The following is a 19,584-nucleotide window of genomic DNA, read 5'->3' as shown; positions in this document are numbered from 1 at the left end:
CATGCTTGCACGCCCCGGCCCCGGCGCAAAGAGCGGGGGAGGGGCTTCCCCGGCACACCTTTTTGCCCAGACTTTACGATACGACCCCGTCTCGTATCGAAAAACGAGCTACGCTGAGCCCCAAGGGGTTACGAGACGCATCCGGCTCGTAAGTCCGCACACCTCGTACGGACGGGAACACACCGATGAGCACCGAAGCCGCACCGCACCGGATACCCGAGGCGGTTCACCGACGCCGCTGGGCGATCCTGGGGACCCTGATCCTCGCCCTGCTGGTCGTCGTCCTCGACAACTCGATCCTCAACGTCGCGATGAAGACCATCGCCTCGCCCGCCCCGACCGGCCTGGGCGCCAGCCAGAGCGACCTCGAATGGTCCATCAACTCCTACACGCTGGTCTTCGCGGGCCTGCTCTTCACCGCAGGTCTGCTCGGCGACCGGATCGGCCGCAAGCGGACGCTGCTCGGCGGCATGCTGGTCTTCGGTCTCGGCTCGCTGCTCTCCGCGCTGGCGGCCTCGCCCGGTGAACTCATCACCTACCGCGCGGTGATGGGCCTCGGCGGCGCCTTTGTGATGCCCGCCACGCTGGCCATCATCATGAACCTCTTCGAGCGGCACGAGCAGCCCAAGGCGATCGGCATCTGGGCCGGAGCCGTGGGCCTGGCGATCGCGATCGGGCCGATCACCGGCGGCCTGCTGATCGAGCACTTCTGGTGGGGCTCGGTCTTCCTGGTCAACGTCCCGATCGTGGCCGTCGCGCTGGTCGCGATGATGCTGCTGGTGCCGGACTCCAAGGACCCGAACCCGGGCAAGCTGGACCCGGTCGGCGTGCTGCTCTCCATCATCGGCCTGGTCGCGCTGATCTACGGCATCATCAAGGGCGGCGAGCTGGCCGACTTCACCGCGGTCGCGGCCTGGGGCCCGGTCCTGGCCGGCGTCGTCGCGCTGGCCCTGTTCGTGCTGCACGAGCGGCGTACCACCCACCCAGCGCTGGACGTCAGCTGGTTCCGGAACAAGCAGTTCAGCGGCTCCGTCGCGGTCGTCGGCCTGGTGTTCTTCGCCCTGATGGGCGTCTCGTTCTTCGGCGTCTTCTACACCCAGAGCGTCCGCGGCTACAGCGCGCTGCAGGCCGGTGTGCTGATGCTGCCGCTGGCCGCCGCCCAGCTGGTGTTCGCACCCCGGGCCCGGCTGGTGGTGGACCGCTTCGGCGTCCGGGCCACCTGTGCCGGCGGGATGGCCCTGATCGCGGTCGGCTTCCTCGGCTACCTGCTGCTGGGCGCGACCACCCCGATCTGGGTGCTGGTGGCGATCGGCTTCCTGATGGGCGCGGGGATGGCGCACGTGATGCCGCCGGTCACCGTCGCGATCATGGGCTCGCTGCCCCGCGAGAAGGCCGGCGCGGGCTCCGCGGTCAACAACACCTTCCGCCAGGTCGGCGGCTCGCTCGGGGTCGCCGTGCTCGGCGCGGTGCTCTCCACGGTCTACCGGGACGGCGTCTCCGACCAGCTCGCCCAGCTCCCGCCGGCTCTGCGGGACAAGGCGGGGGAGTCGCTGGAGGCCACCCTGGCGATCGCCGGCGGCACCCACCGGACCGGCCTGGTCGACCCGGCCAAGGAGTCCTTCATCCACGCGATGCACGTGGTCTCCGGTCTCTCCGCGGGCATCACCGTGGTCGGCGTGCTGCTCGCCTGGTTCCTCCTCCCGGCCAAGGCCCCCGCAGCACCGGGCGGCCCCGGCGCCCACGACCAGGCCGTCGCCGGACCGCAGCCCGCCAAGGTGTGACCGCGCTGTGGACCGTGCCGTGAGGAGTGAGCAGCGCCGTGGAGAATAGGGCCATGCAGACCGACACCACGGCTCCGGCACCCAGCGACTGCCCCGACCCGGAGTCCTTCGCTCCGAGGCGGGGCCGTCCGCGCAGCGAGGCGGCCGAGCAGGCGATCTTCGCCGCCGTGGAGCAGCTGATGGAGGACGGCGCGAGCCTCGCCGACCTCTCGATCGAGCGGATCGCCGCGGCCGCCGGGGTCGGCAAGGCCACCATCTACCGGCGCTGGCCCAACAAGGAGGCCCTGCTGGTCGACGTGGTCGCCCGGCTGGAGGCCCCCGAGCCGGTGCTCTGCGGCGGGAGTGTCCGCGAGGACCTGGTCGGCATGATCGAGTACATGCGTCAGCGCGGCCTGGCCAAGCGCTCGCGCTGGATGCTGAAGGCCGCGCTCGGCCAGATGCACTCCTGGCCGGAGCTGCGCAACGCCTACCAGGAGCGGGTGATCAAGCCGCGCCGCGAGCTGGCCCGGGACATCGTGCGGCGCGGCGTCGCCGAGGGTGTGCTCCGCGCCGACCTGGACCTGGAGCTGCTGGTGGAGGTGCTGATGGGCCCGATCCTGGTGCGTACCGTCCTCTGGGACGAGGCCCCGCTGGACGATCCCGGCCTCGCCGAGCAGATGGTCGACGCCGTGCTGCGCGGCGTCGGCGTGAGCCCGTCCGGTGGGGAATCTCACTGATCAGGGGCGTGCCGCAACCCCTGCCGAGGGTGCCCGCGTCTGTCCCGTCATAGGCTGAGCCGAGAATCCGACTAAAACGGCATCAGTCACATGAAGCGGGACGGTACGGAGGATCACGGCATGGCGCAGACGGAGAAGGCAGTGGCACCGGCGGACGGCGGGGAACCCGCCCCCTCGGACCAGGCCCCCCGTAGCGGCCGTGCCGACTGGCGACGTGGCTGGATCCTGACGGTCCTCGCCGTCCTCACGGCCGGCCTGCTCGCCTTCCACTCCTGGGTGCCCAACGGCATCGGCAACCTCGGCAGCCTGCTGGAGACCTTCCTGCCCTGGCTCGGGCTGGCCGTGCCGGTGCTGTTGGCCCTCGCCCTCTGGCGGCGGGCACCCACCGCAATGGCGGCCGTCCTGCTGCCCGCCATCGTCTGGGTGAACCTGTTCGGCGGGCTGGTCACCGACAAGAGCACCGGCAAGGGCGACTTCACGGTGCTCACCCACAACGTCGCGGCCGCCAACACCGACCGGGCGGGCACCCTCAAGCTGCTGAACGGCTCCGGCGCCCAGATCGTCGCACTGGAGGAGCTCGCCTCGGGTGCCGTCCCCGCGTACACCAAGGGCCTGGCCGCGACCTACCCGTACCACGCGGTGGAGGGCACCGTCGGCCTCTGGTCGAAGTACCCGCTCGACGACGTCTCGGTGGTCGACATCAAGATCGGCTGGACCAGGGCCTTCCGGGCCACGGTGACGACCCCTCAGGGCCCGCTCGCGGTGTACGTGGCGCACCTGCCCTCGGTACGGGTGAAGTTCGACAGCGGCTTCACCGCCGGGCAGCGCGACGCCAGCGCACAGGCGCTCGGCGATGCGATCGAGGCCGAGCGGCTGAAGAAGGTCCTGCTGCTCGGCGACCTCAACGGCACCATGAACGACCGCAGCCTCGCCCCGGTCACCTCACAGCTCCGATCGGCCCAGGGCGCGGCCGGCGACGGATTCGGCTTCAGCTGGCCGGCCGCCTTCCCGATGGCCAGGATCGACCAGATCCTCAGCAAGGGCGGCCTCAAGCCCACCAACTCCTGGGTACTGCCCCCGGACGGCAGCGACCACCGCGCGGTTGCGGCCGACTTCAAGTACTGACCGTGCGTCAGACTGTCCGACGTGACCATGGACAGTTCCGACGTCGACCAGGCGCTCGCTGAGATGCTGCGGGTGCTCGGCCCGTACGACTCACCGGACCGGCAGGACTGGCACGCCCCCGCCGGGTCACTCGACTGGAGCTGCTGGACGACGGCCGCCCATGTCGCCCACGACCTGCTGGCCTATGCCGGGCAGCTGGCGGCGCTCCCGGGCGATGCCTACCTGCCCTTCGACCTCGCCGTTCACCCGGACGCCTCGCCGCGCGAGGTGCTCCAGGTGGTCACGGCCTGCGGCGGACTGCTGAGCAGCGCCCTCCGTACGGCAGCGCCGGGAGCCCGCGCCTGGCACTACGGGTCCTGCGACCCGGAGGGCTTCGCCGCGATGGGGGTCGCCGAGGTCCTGCTCCACACCTACGACATCACCCAGGGCCTCGGGGTGTCCTGGCTCCCGCCCGAGCGGCTCTGTGCGGCGGTGCTCACCCGGCTGTTTCCCGACGCGCCGCCCGGCGACCCGGCCGAGGTGCTGCTCTGGTCCACCGGCCGCGCGGAACTCGACGGCCGCCCGCGCCTCACCTCCTGGGTGTGGCGGGCGGCCGTCTCCTGAGCGTCGGCGTCGGCCGCGGCTCGAGGTCAGCCGCGGCGCCAGCGGTTGGTGATGGGGAGGCGGCGGTCGCGGCCGAAGCCCTTGGGGGAGATCTTCGGGCCCGGCGGGTACTGCCGGCGCTTGTACTCGGCGGTGTCGACCAGGCGGACCACCCGGTCCACCACGGCCGCGTCGAAGCCCGCCGCCACGATGGCGTCCCGGCCCTGGTCGCCCTCGATGTAGAGGTCGAGGACGGTGTCCAGCAGGTCGTAGTCGGGCAGCGAGTCGCTGTCGACCTGATCCGGCCTCAGCTCGGCGGACGGAGGCTTGGAGATGGTGTTCTCCGGGATCGGCGGCACCTCGCCGCGCTCCTCGGCCGCCTCGTTGCGCCAGCGCGCCAGCCGGAAGATCAGCGACTTGTAGACGTCCTTGATCGGCCCGTACGCGCCCACCGAGTCGCCGTACAGCGTGGAGTAGCCCACCGCCAGCTCGCTCTTGTTGCCCGGAGCGAGCACGATGTGCCCCTCCTGGTTGGAGATCGCCATCAGCAGGGTGCCGCGCAGCCGGGACTGCAGGTTCTCCTCGGCCAGGCCCGTCAGGTTGAGCGCGCTCATGTAGGCGTCGAACATCGGCGCGATCGGGACGGTGCGGAAGTTCAGCCCGGTACGGCGGGCCAGCTCGGCGGCGTCGTCGCGCGAGTGCTGCGAGGAGTAGCGGCTGGGCATCGAGACGCAGTACACGTTCTCGGCGCCGACGGCGTCCACCGCGATGGCGGAGACCAGGGCGGAGTCGATGCCGCCCGAGAGGCCGATGAGCACCGACTTGAAGCCGTTCTTCTGCACGTAGGCCCGGGTGCCGGCCACCAGCGCCTCGTAGATCTCCGCCTCGTCGCTCAACCGGGGCGCGATACCCGCCTTCGCCGGCTCCTCGGCGGCCCGGAGCTGCACCTCGCCCAGCTCGGTGCGGACCAGGTGCAGCCCGTCGCTGAGCAGCAGCCCGTCCGTGTGGTTGGCGCTCGCCGCCGGCAGCTCCAGGTCCACCAGCAGCAGGCTCTCCTCGAACTGCGGCGCCCGTGCCAGCACCTCGCCCTCCGCCGTGACCACCACCGAGTCACCGTCGAAGACCAGCTCGTCCTGCCCGCCGACCATGTTCAGGTACGCCAGCGGGCAGCCCGCCTCGGCGGCCCGGCGCTGAACCAGCTCCAGCCGGACGTCGTCCTTGTTCCGCTCGTACGGCGAGCCGTTGATCACCAGGAGGAGCCCGGCGCCGGCCTCGCGGGCCGCGGTGACCCGGCCGCCGTCCTGCCAGATGTCCTCGCAGATGGCCAGCGCGATGTCCACGCCGTTCAGCCGCAGCATCGAGAGCTGGTCGCCGGGGACGAAGTAGCGGTACTCGTCGAAGACGCCGTAGTTGGGCAGGTGGTGCTTGGCGAAGCGGGTGACCACCTCGCCGCGGTGCAGCACCGCTGCGCAGTTCTGCGGGGAGCCCGCGGGGCGGCCGCCCCGGGCGGAGGACTCCTCGGAGCGGCCGAGGTAGCCGACCACCACGGGCAGCTCGCCCAGGCCCTCGGCGGCCAGCCGGGCGGCGAGCTCCACCAGGGCGGTCCGGGACGCCTCGACGAAGGAGCTGCGCAGGGCGAGGTCCTCGACCGGGTAGCCGGTCAGCGCCAGCTCGGGAAAGGCGACCAGCTGGGCACCGGCGTCGGCGGCCTGCCTGGTCCAGCGCACCACCTCATCGCTGTTGCGTGCGATGTCACCGACCCAGGGGTCGATCTGGCTCAGGGCGAGACGGAGATTGGGCATGCCCCGAGTGTAATCGTCTATCTGACGCTATGTCTCGGGGGGTCGCGAGCCGAGGCCCCGGGTCAAGAGCGCCCGTAGGCGAGCGAGCCTTGAACGGGGGTGCCTGGTATCGGCAACGTGGGGAAGATCCGCCATGATGGGAGCAGCCGCTTTCGAGCCGCTTCCGCGCGTAACACGAACGTAAAGAGCAGAGGTGAGACTGTCCCCATGGGCAAGCAGCAGGAGTTCGTGCTTCGCACGCTCGAGGAGCGTGACATCCGGTTTGTCCGACTGTGGTTCACCGACGTTCTCGGGTTCCTCAAGTCGGTCGCCGTCGCTCCGGCCGAGCTGGAGCAGGCCTTCGAGGAAGGCATCGGCTTCGACGGCTCGGCGATCGAGGGCTTCGCCCGCGTCTACGAGTCCGACATGATCGCCAAGCCGGACCCGACCACCTTCCAGATACTGCCCTGGCGCTCGGAGACCCCGGGCACCGCGCGCATGTTCTGCGACATCCTGATGCCCGACGGCTCGCCCTCCTTCGCCGACCCGCGCTTCGTGCTCAAGCGGACCCTGGAGAAGGCCTCCAACCTCGGCTTCACCTTCTACACCCACCCCGAGATCGAGTTCTTCCTGCTGAAGAACCTCCCGGGCGACGGCACCCCGCCCATCCCGGCCGACCAGTCCGGCTACTTCGACCACACCCCGCGCGGGGTGGGCCACGACTTCCGCCGCCAGGCGATCACCATGCTGGAGTCGATGGGCATCTCGGTGGAGTTCTCCCACCACGAGGGCGCCCCGGGCCAGCAGGAGATCGACCTGCGCTACGCCGACGCGCTCTCCACCGCCGACAACATCATGACCTTCCGCCTGGTCATGAAGGAGGTCGCGCTGGAGCAGGGCGTGCACGCCAGCTTCATGCCGAAGCCCTTCTCCGACCACCCGGGCTCGGGCATGCACACCCACCTCTCCCTCTTCGAGGGCGACCGCAACGCCTTCCACGAGTCGGGCGCCGAGTACCAGCTGTCGAAGGTCGGCCGCTCCTTCATCGCCGGTCTGCTCAAGCACGCAGCCGAGACGGCCGCCGTCACCAACCAGTGGGTCAACTCCTACAAGCGGATCTGGGGCGGCTCGCAGCGTACGGCGGGTGCGGGCGGCGAGGCGCCGTCGTACATCTGCTGGGGCCACAACAACCGCTCGGCGCTCATCCGGGTCCCGATGTACAAGCCCGGCAAGCAGGGCTCCACCCGCGTCGAGGTCCGCTCCCTGGACACCGGCTGCAACCCGTACCTCGCCTACGCGGTCACCCTGGCCGCCGGCCTCAAGGGCATCGAGGAGGGCTACGAGCTCCCGCCGGGCGCCGACGACGACGTGTGGGCGCTGTCCGACTCCGAGCGGCGGGCGATGGGCATCCAGCCGATGCCCCAGAACCTCGGCGAGGCCATCGACCTGATGCAGCGCAGCGAGCTGGTCGCGGAGACCCTCGGCGAGCACGTCTTCGACTTCTTCCTGCGCAACAAGCGCCAGGAGTGGGAGGAGTACCGCTCCGAGGTCACGCCGTTCGAGCTGCGGAAGAACCTGCAGGTGCTGTAGGCACAGTCCGGCGTCCAATCCCGAACACGCGAAGGCTCCGGGCCAGCGGATCATCACCGCCGGCCCGGAGCCTCTGTTATCTGCCGGGGACGTCTACGGGTAGCCATGCGGTTCACCGACGTGGGGGATGGATGAGTACGAGCACAGTCACCAGCGCGAGCCGGATTCTGCGGCCGTTGCATGTCGCTGGAAGCGGCTTCTTGCTGAGTGTCGCGGCAGTCGGGGAGCGCATATCGGCGTCGCGCGGTGGACAAACCTACGTCTTCTGTCATGCCTCACCCGCCATAGACCGCATCACCTATGCGGCGCTGACTCTCGTCCTGGTGGCCGGCATGTCTGCTCTGGCGGGCGGACTCGTCCTGGCGCGGTTCAAGCCGAGAACCGCGATCCCAGCCTTCGCGTGCTTCCTTGCTGTTGTGGTTCTGCTGGTGGCTGCGGATGCCGTCGACGCTCATGGTGCGCACGAAGCCCGGGCCGTAGCGGCCCAAGTGCGGCCGGAAGGCACGTGCGATTACGTGCCTCCGACCTACACGGTGACGCCGGGATGGTTCTGGTGATCCCTTCTCAGGGGTGGGGCAGCTCGTCGGGGGCGGGGTGTTCGATGAGGAGGTGGTCCACGCTGAGGGTGGCCGGGGTGGGGGTGGCCGGGGCCGGGTGGTAGCCCCTGCCGTTGCTGATGGAGAGGTTGAGGATCGGGTAGGCGGCGAAATCCGCTCCCACGCCGGTGTGGTCGGCGAAGACGGGGGTGAGGTGGTCGAGCGTGGGGCCGACGTACCAGGTCGTGTTGTCGGCTCCGAAGTGGGTGCCGATGTAGAGCCACTCTCCGGCGCCGACGGAGGCATCCGTGTAGTAGGCGTTGCCCGAGCGGACGTGGTTGACGAATTCGAGGGTGTCGGGGTGGTCGGCGTGCCATTCGAAGACGTCCACCTCGTTGTGGCCGTCCCGCCAGGTCCACAGGCCGGCCCAGGTGCCCGTGTCCGCATGGGGGAGCAGGACATGGGCCACCATCAGGTCGCCGGTACGGACCAGGGTGCCGTCGCCGCCGGTGCCGCAGGACTCGCCGGTGGTGAGCAGTCCGGTGTCCCAGTGGCCGTCCGGATGGGCGGTGGCGGTGATGGTCAGATAGCCGCGTGCGGTGCTCAGCGCGTCGGGGGTGAGGCGGTCGAGCTTCCAGCTGTCCGGGTTGTCGTCGTTGTCGGTGCACCGGGAGTACGCGGTGCTCTGCCAGCCCCAGAGCCGTCCGGGGCCGAGATCGAGAGTGGTGAACCGCTCGGCGAGGACGGGATGTGGGCCACCTGTCCGCGTGGGGGTGGTGGCGGTGGCAGGGAAAGCGGTCATCGCCAAGGCCAGGAGCAGGCAAGGTATGTCCACAGTGGTCCGCCCAGGGATTCGGTACCGGCACGTGCGGGAACGCCCGCGCCCTCCACGATCCCCTGCGGGCCACCGGCGTTCCCGCTCGCGGAGCTGTCCGGATGAATCCTGGCCGGGCGGCGACGCCACGGTCGGGCGGCCAGCGGCTGCCCCGGGAGGGGGCAGGCCCGTAGGCTCGTAGGTCCGCAGGTGTTTTCGCGGCCTGCAGTCATATCGGAGGGGCGATGGCAGTGGAGGAACGGACCGGCAGCCGGACCAGCCGTCTGGAGATACGGCTGGTGCGACGGGGTTTCAGCGACCCCGAGGCCGCGGTACGCCTGCTGGCCGGGCCCGGCCTGAACGGGCTGGCCTCCGACCCGGTACTGCTGGACGCCCTCGGCGCCTCCGCCGATCCTGACCTTGCGCTGCTCGGCCTGGCCCGGGTACTGGAGGCCTTGGACGAGTCCGAGCGGCACACCCTGCGGGACACCCTGACCGGCTCCAAACCGCTGCGCGACCGCCTGCTGGGCGTCCTCGGTGCCTCCGCCGCGCTCGGCGACCACCTGGCCCGACACCCCCGGGACTGGCACGCGCTGGTCACCTTCGATGTGCGCGACATCCACCCGGGGCCGACCGACTTCCTGCGTGAGCTGTCCCGCCACGTCTGGGGCACCACCGGCAACGGACACGCGGAGGGAAAGGCATACGGCGACGGCAAGGCATACGGCGACGGCAAGGCATACGGCGACGGCAAGGCACACGGCGACGGCAAGGCACACGGCGACGGCAAGGCCCACCCCAACCGCGCGGACGCCCTGCGCGTCGCCTACCGCCGCTGCCTGCTGGCCATCGCCGCCCGCGACCTGAGCGGAACCACCGACCTGCCGCAGGCCGCCGCCGAGCTGGCGGACCTGGCCGGCGCCACCCTGCAGACCGCCCTGGACATCGCCGTCGAGGAGGACCCGGACGCCGCCCGGGCCTGCCGCCTGGCCGTGATCGGCATGGGCAAGTGCGGCGGCCGGGAGCTCAACTACGTCTCCGACGTGGACGTGATCTTCGTGGCCGAGCCCCACGAGGGCGTCGAGGAGCACCGGGCGACGCAGGCCGCGACCAGGCTGGCCGCCCGGCTGATGCGGCTGTGCTCCGACACCACCGGCGAGGGCGCGATCTGGCCGGTGGACGCCAACCTGCGGCCGGAGGGCCGCAACGGCCCGCTGGTCCGCAGCCTGGCCAGCCACCTCGCGTACTACCAGCGCTGGGCCAAGACCTGGGAGTTCCAGGCGCTGCTCAAGGCCCGCCCGGTGGCCGGGGACGCCGAGCTGGGCGCGGCGTACGTCGAGGCGGTGGCGCCGCTGGTCTGGCAGGCCGCCGAGCGGGACAACTTCGTCACCGATGTGCAGCAGATGCGCCGGCGGGTGGTGGACAGCATCCCCGTCACCGAGCTGGACCGGCAGCTCAAGCTCGGCCCCGGCGGGCTGCGGGACGTCGAGTTCGCCGTCCAGCTGCTGCAGTTGGTGCACGGCCGTGCCGACGCCACCCTGCGCAGCGGCAACACCCTCGAAGCGCTGGCCGCGCTCAGCACCGGCGGCTACGTCGGCCGGGCGGACGCAGCCTCGCTGGACGCCGCGTACCGCTTCCTGCGCTCGCTCGAGCACCGCATCCAGCTGCACCGGCTGCGCCGCACCCACCTGATGCCCAGGGAGGAGGCCGACCTGCGCCGGCTCGCCCGCTCGCTGGCCGGCGTGATCAACGACGACACCCGGGCCGACCCGGTGGCCGCTCTGCAGCGGGAGTGGAAGCGGCACGCCGTCGAGGTGCGGCGGCTGCACGAGAAGCTGTTCTACCGTCCGCTGCTGGACGCCGTCGCCGAGCTGCCCGCCGGTGCCACAGGACTCAGCCCGCAGGCGGCCAAGGCCCGGCTGGAGGCGCTCGGCTACGCCGACCCGGCGTCCGCGCTGCGCCACCTGTCCGCGCTCGCCTCGGGCGTCAGCCGCAAGGCCGCGATCCAGCGGACCCTGCTGCCGGTGCTGCTGGGCTGGTTCGCCGACTCGGCCGACCCGGATGCGGGCCTGCTCAACTTCCGCCAGGTCTCCGACGCGCTCGGCCGCACGCCCTGGTACCTGCGGCTGCTGCGCGACGAGAGCGCCGCCGCCGAGCAGCTCGCCCGGGTGCTGTCCGCCGGGCGGCTCGCCCCCGACCTGCTGCTCCGGGCGCCCGAGGCGGTCGCCATGCTCGGCGACCCGCAGGGGCTGGAGCCACGCGGGCGAGCGGCGCTGGAGCAGGAGATCCTGGCCGCCGTCGGCCGGGCCGGATCGGCCGCCGCCGGGGTGGCGGCCGCACGCTCGGTACGGCGCCGTGAGCTGTTCCGGACGGCCGCCGCCGATGTGCTCGGCCGGTTCGGCGACCACCCGGGCAAGGCCGTGGACGCCGCCGGTGAGGCCCTGACCGCCATCAACGCGGCCACCCTGCAGGGCGCCCTGCGCGCCTGCATCGCAGCCTGGGAGGCCGAGAACGGCGAGCTGCCGACCGGGCTCGCGGTGATCGCGATGGGCCGCTTCGGCGGCCACGAGCTCGGCTACGGCTCCGACGCGGACGTGCTCTTCGTCCACGAGGCGCTGCTGGGGGTGCTGGAGGAGGATGCCGCCAGGGCGGCCCAGGCCGTCTGCAACCAGCTGCGCACCCTACTGGCCTCCCCCTCGACGGAGCCGCCGCTGCTGGTCGACGCCGACCTCCGCCCCGAAGGCAGGCAGGGCCCGCTGGTGCGCACCCTGGCCTCGTACGCGGCGTACTACCGGCGCTGGTCGCACGCCTGGGAGAGCCAGGCACTGCTGCGCGCCGAGCCGGTGGCGGGCGACGTGGCGCTGGGGGAGCGGTTCCGCGCGCTGATCGACCCGCTGCGCTACCCGGGTGTCGGGGTGCCGGAGAAGGACCTGCTGGAGATCCGCCGGATCAAGGCCAGGATCGAGTCCGAGCGGCTGCCGCGCGGGGCTGACCCGACCACCCACACCAAGATCGGGCGCGGCGGCCTGGCCGATGTCGAGTGGACGGTCCAGGTGCTCCAGCTCCAGCACGGCCACGAGCTGCCCGCCCTGCGGACCACCCGTACCAGGGCGGCACTGGCCGCCGCCGCCGAGGCCGGACTGGTATCCGGCGAGGACGCCGCGGTGCTGGACGCCGCCTGGGTGCTGGCCTCCCGGGTCCGCAGCGCGGTGATGCTGGTCCGCGGCCGCCCGGGCGACAGCTTCCCCGGGGACGCCCGCGAGCTGGCCGGAGTCGCCCGCTACCTGGGCTACGCCGCCGGCCACTCCGGCGAACTGGTGGACGACTACCGCCGTACCACCCGCCGGGCGCGCGCGGTGGTGGAGAAGCTCTTCTACGGGCCGTGAGGGGCCCCGAGCGGCAGGGGGGCCGGGACTAGCGCCGCCCGGCGCTCACCGGGGTGCTCCACTGGACGGGGACGGTGACCGGTACGTCGGTGCTCGCCACACCAGGGACGCGGGGGAGCTGGTAGGCCCAGACGTGGTAGACCGCCCGGGCGGCCACGAAGCCCACCGCGAGGCAGAGTGCGCCGCCGACCGCGTCCATCCAGAAGTGGTTCGCGGTCGAGATGATCACGACCAGGGTGGCCACCGGATAGAGCACGCCGAGTGCCCGGACCCAGGCGCGCTGGGCCAGGAAGAAGATCGTCAGGCCGCACCAGAGTGACCAGCCGATGTGCATCGAGGGCATCGCCGCGTACTGGTTGGAGACGTGCGCGGCCGCGCCCGAGGCCATCGAGCCCCAGGTGTGGTGCACGGCGACGGTGTCGACGAAGCCGCCGCCGGTCATCAGCCGTGGCGGTGCCAGCGGGAAGAAGTAGAAGCCGACCAGGGCGATCCCGGTGGTCACGAAGAGCACCGTCCGCGCCGCTGCGTAGCGGCCCGGTTGCGAGCGGTACAGCCAGACCAGCACACCGATGGTGACGATGAAGTGCAGCGTCGCGTAGTAGTAGTTCATGCCGACGATGAGCCAGGTGGCCGCGTTCAGCACGTGGTTGACCGAGTGCTCCACCCCGACGCCGAGGTTCTGTTCGAAGCTCCAGATCCAGCTCGCGTGCTTCTGCGCGATCGCCTCCTGCTCGGGGACGGCGTTGCGGATCAGCGAGTACACCCAGTAGCTGAAGCCGATCAGCAGCAGCTCGAACCAGAGCCGAGGCCTGGCCGGCGTCCGGCGCTGCTCGCGCACACGGTTGCGCAGGGCGGCAGTGGGCGTCTGGGCGGCGCGGGTGGCTCCGTCCGGCGTGCGGCTCGTACGGCCCTCGTCCAGAACGGAACCGCCGTGCGCCGCGTCGACGCGGTCGGCGCCGGCTGTACGGATCTCGGTCGGTTCCCCCATGGACGAGAAGTCTGCCAGACGTCCTGTGGCCGTCTGCTCATCCTGCGGTAGTGGATTCTTCACCAACTGTCCCCCCAACGGGTTAGGGGACGGGTACCGGAGACGGGCATGAAGTCCATTGTGACTCGTTCGCAGACCACCGGTCGAGGCGGGGTCCGCGGTGGCTGCCGAGGTGGGGGCCGGGCATGGGAAAGCCCGTCGGAGATCAGGTGCTCCGACGGGCGAACCATCCCCCACGCGGGATCGTCCCGACCCTCACCGGGAGCCCGTGTGACGCCCGCTCCGGCTCGGCGGAGGGCGTGCAACCGACTCTGCGGCCTGCGCAACGGTTCGGTCAAGACATCGGTTGCAACAATTTCAGCATCTTGCTGAAACATCTTGCAGCCGCTAGCGTCCAGCCACTCATCGACGACGAGCCGCCTCAAGGGAGCCCGCAGTGGCCGAAGTCCAGCCCCGCCGCCCACGGAGCACGACCCGGAGCTCGACCCGGAGCACGACCCCCTACCGCAGACCCGGCCGCGCGGCCGTCCTGCTCGCCGCATCCCTGATAGCGGCCACCCTCGGCTCGGCCCCGCTCGCGGCCGCCGCCACCCCGCCGGCCCCGCCCTCGGACGCCGCCCTGGCCGCCTCGGCCGCCCGTCACGACCTCACCCGCGAGCAGTTCTACTTCGTCCTCCCGGACCGCTTCGCCAACGGCAGCACCGCCAACGACACCGGCGGCATCACCGGCTCGCGGATGGACAACGGCCTCGACCCCACCGACAAGGGCTTCTACCACGGTGGTGACCTCAAGGGTCTGATCGACAAGCTGGACTACATCCAGGACCTGGGCACCACCGCCATCTGGATGGCCCCGATCTTCAAGAACAAGCCCGTGCAGGGCACCGGGGACAACGCCTCGGCCGGCTACCACGGCTACTGGATCACCGACTTCACCCAGGTCGACCCGCACTTCGGCACCAACGCCCAGCTCAAGGAGCTGATCGCGAAGGCGCACGCCAAGGGCATCAAGGTCTTCTTCGACGTCATCACCAACCACACCGCCGACGTCATCGACTTCGCCGAGCAGTCGTACGACTACCGCTCGGCGGGCGCGTACCCGACCCTGGACGCCGACGGCAACCCGGTGGACGAGACGGCCGTCGCCGACGCGGGCACGGCCTGGCCGAGGATCACCTCGAACTCCTTCCCCTACACGCCGACCCTGCGCAGCCCTGCGGACGCCAGGGCCAAGACCCCGTCCTGGCTCAACGACCCTTCGCTGTACCACAACCGCGGCAACTCGACCTTCGTCGGCGAATCCTCCACCGAGGGCGACTTCTCCGGCCTGGACGACCTCGACACCCAGAACCCCAAGGTGGTCAAGGGCTTCGAGAAGATCTACCAGACCTGGGTCGCCGAGACCGGCGTCGACGGCTTCCGGATCGACACGGTCAAGCACGTCAACATGGCCTTCTGGCAGCAGTGGGCGCCCGCGCTCAAGGAGTTCGCCGCCAGGCAGGGCAACCGGAACTTCTTCATGTTCGGCGAGGTCTACTCCGGCGATCCGGCCGTCACCTCCCCGTACGTGACCAAGGGCAAGCTGCAGGCCACCCTGGACTTCGCCTTCCAGGAGGGAGCACGCAAGTACGTCTCCCAGAACGGCTCCGCCAAGGCGCTCTCCCAGGTGTACGGCCAGGACTACCGCTACACCACGGCCGATGCCGACGCGTACGAGCTGCCGACCTTCCTCGGCAACCACGACATGGGCCGCTTCGGCAGCTTCCTGCAGAGCGACAACCCCGGTGCGGACCGGGCCACCCTGCTCAAGAAGGACCAACTCGCCAACGAGCTCCAGTTCCTGACGCGCGGTCAGCCGGTTGTGTACTACGGCGACGAGCAGGGCTTCACCGGTGCGGGGGGCGACAAGGACGCCCGGCAGGACATGTTCGCCTCGAAGACGTCCTCGTACAACAGTGACAACGTGATCGGTGGCACCAAGGGCTCCGCCGACCGGTACGGCAAGGACGGGGCGCTCTACCAGGGCATCTCGACGCTGGCCGAGCTGCGCCGGGCCAACCCGGCGCTCGCCGACGGTGCGCAGATCGAGCGGTACGCGGCCGACGGGCAGGGCGTGTACGCGTTCTCCCGGATCGACGCCAAGCAGCAGGTCGAGTACGTCGTCGCGGTGAACAACTCCACCGAGGCGAAGACCGTCACACTGGACACCTTCTCGGCCGGGATGGACTTCAACCAGCTGTACCCGTCGGCCGGTTCGAAGACCACCAGCGGCGCGGACAGGAAGCTCACCATCACGGTGCCGCCGCTCTCCTCGGTGGTGCACAAGGCGGCCGGCAGGCTCGCCGCGGTGAGCGCGGCCCCTCAGCTCACCCTGCAGACCCCGGCGGACGGCTCCACGGGCACCGTCACCATCGGCGCGGCGGTGGACGGCGGCGGCTTCAACCGGGTCTCCTTCGCCGCGCAGGTCGGCAGCGGGCCCTGGCAGACGCTGGGGACGGCCGACAACGGAACGTACAAGGTGACGCAGGACCTGAGCGCGGTGGCGCCCGGCACCGTCGTCCGCTACAAGGCCGTGGTGCAGGACTCCAGCGGCCATCTGCGCTCGGTCACCGGCAGCTTCACGACCGGAACCCCGGCGCCGCAGCAGGTGCCGAGCGCGAGCTCGCGCCCGTACGCGGTGGTGCACTACCAGCGCAAGGACAACAACTACGCCGGCTGGAACCTCTACACCTGGGGCGACATCGCCGACGGCGAGTCCACCAACTGGCCCGCCGGGCACGAGTTCATCGGCCGGGACGCCTACGGGGCCTTCGCCTACGTCAAGTTGAAGAGCGGTGCCTCGGACGTCGGCTTCGTGGTGGAGAACAACGGCACCAAGGACGTCGACTCCGACCGCCACATCGACATCGGCACCACCGGCGAGGTGTGGATCAAGGAGGGCGACGCCTCCGTCCACACGAGCAACCCGGACCCGGCGGGCACCGTCCCCGCCGACACCGCCGTGATCCACTACCACCGTGCGGACGGCAACTACGACGGCTGGGGCCTGCACGACTGGACGGGCGCCAAGAACCCCACCGACTGGGGCAACCCGCTGCAGCCCGTCCGCAAGGACGCCTACGGCGCCGTCTTCGAGGTGCCGCTGGCGGCCGGGGCGACCAGCCTCAGCTACATCCTGCACAACGGCAACGACAAGGACCTGCCGAACGACCAGTCGCTGAACTTCGCGACCAGCGGCCGGGAGGTCTGGATCCTCGGCGGCCAGGAGAGCTACCTGCTGCCGCAGACGGCCGGCACGTCCTCCCAGCTCGACATCTCCTCCGCCAAGGCGCAGTGGATCGACGCGAAGACGGTTGTGGTGCCCGCCAATTACGGCGCCGCCGACGCGGCGCTGAAGGGCGGCACCAGCGCGCAGCTGATCTACGACCCCGAGGGCGGCCTGGCCGTCGACAAGGGCGTGCTCAACAAGCCGGGCCACTGGATCCGGCTCAACCCCGGTGCTCTCACCGACACCCAGAAGGCCGAGTACCCGCACCTCGCGGGCTACCGCGCCTTCACCGTGGACTCCCGCGACATCGGCCGGATCACCCAGGCCCTGCGCAGCCAGCTGGTCTTCACCGAGCACCTGCCCAACGGCGCCGCGCTCACGGCGACCGGCGTGCAGATCCCGGGCGTGCTGGACGACCTGTACGCGGCCAAGGCAGCCAAGGCCCAGCTGGGCCCCGCCTACAGCTCAGACAAGAACAGTAGCTCCGACGAGCGCGAGGGCTGGGACGACTACCCGTACGGCGGCTACCAGTTCTGGGACAAGGGCCGGAAGGTCACCCTCTCCCTCTGGGCGCCGACGGCCACCGAGGTCTCCGTCCAGCTCTTCGACCGCTCGACCGGGGGCACCCCGAGGACCGTCCCGCTCAAGCGCGACGAGGCCAGCGGCGTCTGGTCGCTGACCCGGGACGCGGACGAGCTGGACGGCAAGTACTACCTCTACCAGGTCAAGGTGTGGGCGCCGAGCGTCCAGCAGCTGGTCACCAACGTCGTCACCGACCCGTACTCGGTCGCCCTCTCGACGGACTCCAAGCGCAGTCTGGTGGCGGACCTTTCGGACCGTTCCACCAAGCCGCGCGGCTGGGACCGGCACCGCAGCCCGCAGCCGGTTTCGGCCAACCGGCAGCAGATCCAGGAGCTGCACGTCCGCGACTTCTCCTCCGCCGACACCACCGTGCCGGCCGCCGAGCGCGGCACCTACCTGGCCTTCACCGAGTCCAGGTCGGCCGGTGTGCAGCACCTGCGGGACCTGGCCAAGGCCGGTGTCACCACGATCCACCTGCTGCCGACCTTCGACATCGCCACCATCCGGGAGAACCGGGCCGAGCAGAAGCTGCCCGCCTGCGACCTCACCTCGCTGGCGGCGGACAGCGAGAAGCAGCAGGAGTGCGTGGCGGCGGTGCAGGCCGACGACGCGTACAACTGGGGCTACGACCCGCTGCACTACACGGTGCCGGAGGGCTCGTACGCCACCGACTCCGACGGCACCGCGCGGACGGTGCAGTTCCGGCAGATGGTGCAGGCGATGCACGAGGCCGGGCTGCGGGTGGTCCTGGACGTGGTCTACAACCACACCGCCGCTGCCGGGCAGGCCGAGCACTCGGTGCTCGACAAGGTCGTCCCGGGCTACTACCAGCGGCTCAGCGACGCGGGCAAGGTCACCACGGACAGCTGCTGCGCGGACACCGCTCCCGAGCACGCCATGATGAACAAGCTGGTGGTGGACTCCGTCGTCACCTGGGCCAGGCAGTACCGGGTGGACGGCTTCCGCTTCGACCTGATGGGCCTGGACCCGAAGTCCACCATGCTGGACGTGCAGTCGGCACTGCGCGGGCTGACCAAGGAGAAGGACGGCATCGAGGGGAAGGACGTCTTCCTCTACGGCGAGGGTTGGAACTTCGGCGTCGTCGCCAACAACTCCCGTTTCGTGCAGGCCAGTCAGCTGAACATGGCGGGCACCGGCATCGCGACCTTCAACGACCGGGTCCGGGACGCCGCCCGCGGCGGCAACTTCATGCTCTCCTCGGCCCCGCAGCAGGGCTTCGCCTCGGGTCTCTACACCGACCCCAACGGCTCGGCCGACAACGGCACTCCGGCCGAGCAGAAGGCCCGGCTGCTGCACCAGATGGACCAGATCAAGGTCGGCCTGACCGGCAACCTGGCGGGGTACTCCTTCACCGACAGCTCCGGAAAGGCCGTCAGCGGCGCGGGAGTCGACTACAACGGCTCGCCGACCGGGTACGCCGCCAGCCCCGGCGAGGCGGTCGAGTACGTCGACGCGCACGACAACGCGGACCTCTTCGACGCGCTCGCGTACAAGCTGCCGGCCGGCACCACGGCCGCCGACCGGGCCCGGATGCAGGCCCTCGGGCTGTCGCTCACCGCGCTCGGCCAGGGCCCGGGGTTCGCCCAGGCCGGCAGCGATCTGCTGCGCTCCAAGTCGCTGGACGCCAACTCCTTCGACTCGGGTGACTGGTTCAACTCCATCCACTGGGACTGCACCCAGGGCAACGGCTGGGGCCGCGGCCTGCCGATGGCCGCCGACAACCAGGCGATGTGGCCGAGGGCCAAGTCGCTGCTGGCGGACCCGAAGCTGACGGTGGGCTGCAACGAGATCGACGCGACCACCGCGCAGTACCAGCAGTTCCTGCGGATCAGGCAGTCCTCGCCGCTGTTCTCGCTGAGCAGCGCCGCAGCGGTGCAGCAGCGGCTCTCCTTCCCGCTCTCCGGTACGGCCGGTGAGACTCCCGGGGTGATCACGCTGCACCTGGACGGGACGGGCCTGCCCGGCGCCGAGAAGGGCATCACGGTGGTCTTCAACGCCACCCCGACCGCCCAGCAGCAGACCGTGACGGCCCTTCAGGGCACCCGCCAGGCTCTGCATCAGGTGCAGGCGGAGGGCGCCGACCAGGTGGTCAGGCAGTCCGGCTTCGACGCGGCCACCGGCACCTTCACCGTCCCCGGCCGTACGGTGGCGGTGTTCGTCCAGAGCTGACGCATCTCCTCCACAGGTTCAGGGGCTCCGCCACCCGGCGGGGCCCCTGCGTCGTGTGGCCGAATCTTTTCGGTCGGGGGAGGGGTGGAGTGACATGAGCGCGGCGGGTGGCGCTGTTCCGGGCCGATGGCGGCGGACCGCCGGTCCTGGAGCTCGGACCCCGTTGTGGTCCTGCAATGCGGCAACGTGATGACATTCATGTTCAGTACCGGGGTTGACGGTCTTTAGGGTGACACTCCGTCGGC

The 19,584-nt window shown here is 70.8% G+C and carries 11 protein-coding genes; 8 read left to right on the top strand and 3 right to left on the bottom strand.

Going from position 1 to position 19,584, the window contains the following annotated elements; translation table 11 throughout:
• Positions 1–185 precede the first annotated feature (185 nt).
• The 4 genes from FB465_RS08630 (at position 186) to FB465_RS08615 (ending at position 4,225) form a co-directional block, all read left to right on the top strand.
• Positions 186–1,781 carry an MFS transporter gene (locus FB465_RS08630; RefSeq protein ID WP_145789154.1) on the top strand — a complete coding sequence of 532 codons (1,596 nt, stop codon included), beginning with the start codon at positions 186–188 and terminating at the stop codon, positions 1,779–1,781.
• A 53-nt stretch (positions 1,782–1,834) separates the two neighbouring features.
• On the top strand, positions 1,835–2,497 hold the full coding sequence (locus FB465_RS08625) for a TetR/AcrR family transcriptional regulator (RefSeq protein ID WP_145789152.1): 663 nt from the start codon (positions 1,835–1,837) through the stop codon (positions 2,495–2,497).
• A 120-nt stretch (positions 2,498–2,617) separates the two neighbouring features.
• Positions 2,618–3,622: an endonuclease/exonuclease/phosphatase family protein gene (locus FB465_RS08620; RefSeq protein WP_145789150.1), complete on the top strand. Its 1,005-nt coding sequence runs from the start codon at positions 2,618–2,620 to the stop codon at positions 3,620–3,622.
• Between the two features lie 27 nt (positions 3,623–3,649).
• Positions 3,650–4,225: a maleylpyruvate isomerase N-terminal domain-containing protein gene (locus FB465_RS08615; RefSeq protein ID WP_145797222.1), complete on the top strand. Its 576-nt coding sequence runs from the start codon at positions 3,650–3,652 to the stop codon at positions 4,223–4,225.
• A 26-nt stretch (positions 4,226–4,251) separates the two neighbouring features.
• On the opposite strand, the gene FB465_RS08610 is transcribed toward FB465_RS08615, so the two are convergent.
• Positions 4,252–6,006, bottom strand: coding sequence for an NAD+ synthase (locus tag FB465_RS08610; RefSeq protein WP_145789148.1), 1,755 nt, complete (start codon positions 6,004–6,006; stop codon positions 4,252–4,254).
• Positions 6,007–6,213: 207 nt separating this feature from the next.
• Here FB465_RS08610 and glnA point away from each other — a divergent pair, with 207 nt between their 5' ends.
• Positions 6,214–7,575, top strand: a complete 1,362-nt coding sequence (glnA, locus tag FB465_RS08605; protein ID WP_145789146.1) for a type I glutamate--ammonia ligase — start codon at positions 6,214–6,216, stop codon at positions 7,573–7,575.
• 131 nt (positions 7,576–7,706) lie between these two features.
• The gene (locus FB465_RS08600; protein WP_145789144.1) at positions 7,707–8,132 is read left to right on the top strand and encodes a hypothetical protein; all 426 of its coding nucleotides are present in this window, start codon (positions 7,707–7,709) and stop codon (positions 8,130–8,132) included.
• A gap of 7 nt (positions 8,133–8,139) precedes the next feature.
• Here the strand turns inward: FB465_RS08600 and FB465_RS08595 are convergent, their stop codons facing one another.
• Positions 8,140–8,913 carry a hypothetical protein gene (locus FB465_RS08595; RefSeq protein ID WP_145789142.1) on the bottom strand — a complete coding sequence of 258 codons (774 nt, stop codon included), beginning with the start codon at positions 8,911–8,913 and terminating at the stop codon, positions 8,140–8,142.
• A 257-nt stretch (positions 8,914–9,170) separates the two neighbouring features.
• On the opposite strand from FB465_RS08595, the gene FB465_RS08590 reads away from it, so the two are divergent.
• Positions 9,171–12,311: a bifunctional [glutamine synthetase] adenylyltransferase/[glutamine synthetase]-adenylyl-L-tyrosine phosphorylase gene (locus FB465_RS08590; protein ID WP_145789140.1), complete on the top strand. Its 3,141-nt coding sequence runs from the start codon at positions 9,171–9,173 to the stop codon at positions 12,309–12,311.
• A 28-nt stretch (positions 12,312–12,339) separates the two neighbouring features.
• On the opposite strand, the gene FB465_RS08585 is transcribed toward FB465_RS08590, so the two are convergent.
• The gene (locus tag FB465_RS08585; protein ID WP_145789138.1) at positions 12,340–13,299 is read right to left on the bottom strand and encodes a phosphatase PAP2 family protein; all 960 of its coding nucleotides are present in this window, start codon (positions 13,297–13,299) and stop codon (positions 12,340–12,342) included.
• A gap of 436 nt (positions 13,300–13,735) precedes the next feature.
• Between FB465_RS08585 and pulA the strand changes: the two genes are divergently transcribed.
• Positions 13,736–19,339, top strand: a complete 5,604-nt coding sequence (pulA, locus tag FB465_RS08580) for a pullulanase-type alpha-1,6-glucosidase (protein WP_145789137.1) — start codon at positions 13,736–13,738, stop codon at positions 19,337–19,339.
• Positions 19,340–19,584: the final 245 nt, after the last annotated feature.

This window comes from Kitasatospora atroaurantiaca (genome assembly GCF_007828955.1).
Taxonomy (GTDB): Bacteria; Actinomycetota; Actinomycetes; order Streptomycetales; family Streptomycetaceae; genus Kitasatospora; species Kitasatospora atroaurantiaca.
The sequence above is the reverse complement of the archived record's forward strand: the minus strand, read 5'-3'. Positions and strand labels throughout refer to the sequence as shown.

Excerpts from the sequence above, each read along its gene's own strand:
- FB465_RS08625 (WP_145789152.1), top strand. The coding sequence starts at position 1,835 with ATGCAGACCGACACCACGGCTCCGGCACCCAGCGACTGCCCCGACCCG.
- FB465_RS08630 (WP_145789154.1), top strand. The coding sequence starts at position 186 with ATGAGCACCGAAGCCGCACCGCACCGGATACCCGAGGCGGTTCACCGA.
- FB465_RS08620 (WP_145789150.1), top strand. The coding sequence starts at position 2,618 with ATGGCGCAGACGGAGAAGGCAGTGGCACCGGCGGACGGCGGGGAACCC.
- FB465_RS08610 (WP_145789148.1), bottom strand. The coding sequence starts at position 6,006 with ATGCCCAATCTCCGTCTCGCCCTGAGCCAGATCGACCCCTGGGTCGGT.
- glnA (WP_145789146.1), top strand. The coding sequence starts at position 6,214 with ATGGGCAAGCAGCAGGAGTTCGTGCTTCGCACGCTCGAGGAGCGTGAC.
- FB465_RS08600 (WP_145789144.1), top strand. The coding sequence starts at position 7,707 with ATGAGTACGAGCACAGTCACCAGCGCGAGCCGGATTCTGCGGCCGTTG.
- FB465_RS08595 (WP_145789142.1), bottom strand. The coding sequence starts at position 8,913 with ATGACCGCTTTCCCTGCCACCGCCACCACCCCCACGCGGACAGGTGGC.
- FB465_RS08615 (WP_145797222.1), top strand. The coding sequence starts at position 3,650 with ATGGACAGTTCCGACGTCGACCAGGCGCTCGCTGAGATGCTGCGGGTG.
- FB465_RS08590 (WP_145789140.1), top strand. The coding sequence starts at position 9,171 with ATGGCAGTGGAGGAACGGACCGGCAGCCGGACCAGCCGTCTGGAGATA.
- FB465_RS08585 (WP_145789138.1), bottom strand. The coding sequence starts at position 13,299 with ATGGGGGAACCGACCGAGATCCGTACAGCCGGCGCCGACCGCGTCGAC.